Here is a 1,696-nt window from a genome sequence, read left to right on the forward strand (position 1 = left end):
AAATGAATCAGTCTTAAGAAAGTGTTTTCATGCTTTAAAAGGGATAAATTCACAAAGATCGAATCAGGTAACAGACAAATTAATTAAGTCTAAGAACCCAAATATTCAAACTGTAATGAAAATGATAAATAAAACACAGCTGCCAACAATGGCGAGCTGCCATGTTTTGCCAATGGAAAAGCCAGGGATTAGAATGTACGGCAGCCAGGTGAACCGTTAGCGGTCATAAAAGGAAAAAAAATTAAAAAGGACTTAAATGATAAAAATAGAGGAGATTAAAAAGGAGCAACTTGATGCTTTTATTGACTATTTTAATTTTCACCTATCAGAAAATGGTAAAGGTAAAAATCCTATCTTCCAACCTCTTTCTCAAGAACAATCTATCTTGACAGAAGAATGGAAAGAAAAATTTGAAATCGGGTTAATCAAAAATTTTGGTGAAATTGGTTGGAGAAAACTTTGGATTGCAACAACCCAAGAAAATCAGATTGTTGGACATATTGATATTCGCTCCTACAATGAACTAAATACATCACATCGAGTATTGCTTGGAATGGGGGTTGATAGTAACTTTCGCAAATTGAAAATTGGACAAAAAATGCTTGAATTCGTCATTGCCTATTGTAGAAAGCAACCCAAAATAAGTTGGCTAGATTTACAGGTTATGACACTTAATACCCCTGCCATTGGCCTTTACAAAAAAATGGAATTTCAAATATTAACAAATACCATTGATAGGTTTAGAATTAATAATGTTTCCTACGACTATACTTCAATGACATTAAATGTTGAGGGAAATTAGAAAAACCAAAACAACAACGAACCCCTAACAATGGTGAGCTGCCATGCTATGCCAACTTTCGAAAAACATCGCGTGTAAAACACAACAACAAGCCGGGTCGTTCATCATCATTATGGTAATCAAAATCAAAATTTTCAAGTGGAAATTATCAAAAAAATACTTTTTGGAAAAAAAATAAACTTTCAAGATCCAAAAATTGGAACGCTTACAACTAGAATAAAGTCAAACAATCCGTCTATTGAATACACTTGGACTGGAGAGTATTTAATTGATGATCAGAAAAAAGAAACGGTTATTATTTTAGAGGGTAATCTCAATGGTCCGCACAAGGCTCAATTGAACTCTGCTTATAGAATTGTTGACGAACTAGATTCGATTATTGAAAGAGTTGATAATGAACTAAAAGAAAACGCATCCAATTATAAAAAAATAAAAAATTGGAAAGAGGAGTTCTATTTTGCAGCGGTAACTCCATACGATCAGAGGGAAAATAAATTTGAATTAAACTTTGAGCCAATTGACTCAAATAACAACCGATATGTTTCTTTAATATGGTCAAACGGACAAATTAATGAGGTTGAAGGAAAATAACAGGTGTACAACAATGGCGTATTGCCATGCTTTGCCAATGCTCATAAGCCGACGCAAAAAACACATATCAAGAACCCTGAAATCGACTTTTTGATTTATTGAAATGAAGCTGAGGGAACCGATATTGAGAAATTCTGGACTAAAATGTATACTTTCAAACAGGGGACACTTTACAAACTATTATAAAAAGGAAAGAAATTAAGAACAATCACGAATACAATCCCGTAATGGATAATATTGTGGTCGCAGACCAAATTGGAGGGATAAACAACAAATAAGTAAGAAAATTAAATAAATCGATTG

General features: G+C 33.0%; 3 protein-coding genes. All 3 read left to right on the forward strand.

Annotation, left to right across the window (positions count from 1 at the left end):
* Nucleotides 1–220: hypothetical protein (locus tag E1171_RS24110; protein WP_222931336.1), on the forward strand; the 220-nt coding region annotated here is incomplete at its 5' end.
* A gap of 36 nt (nucleotides 221–256) precedes the next feature.
* Nucleotides 257–802, forward strand: coding sequence for a GNAT family N-acetyltransferase (locus E1171_RS01730; RefSeq protein WP_155203466.1), 546 nt, complete (start codon nucleotides 257–259; stop codon nucleotides 800–802).
* A gap of 138 nt (nucleotides 803–940) precedes the next feature.
* The gene (locus E1171_RS01735) at nucleotides 941–1,393 is read left to right on the forward strand and encodes a hypothetical protein (RefSeq protein WP_155203468.1); all 453 of its coding nucleotides are present in this window, start codon (nucleotides 941–943) and stop codon (nucleotides 1,391–1,393) included.
* Nucleotides 1,394–1,696: the final 303 nt, after the last annotated feature.

The sequence above is a fragment of the Xanthovirga aplysinae genome (assembly GCF_009711365.1).
GTDB classification, from domain to species: Bacteria; Bacteroidota; Bacteroidia; order Cytophagales; family Cyclobacteriaceae; genus Xanthovirga; species Xanthovirga aplysinae.

Coding starts and splice junctions, on each gene's coding strand:
- E1171_RS01730 (WP_155203466.1), top strand. CDS start 257: ATGATAAAAATAGAGGAGATTAAAAAGGAGCAACTTGATGCTTTTATT.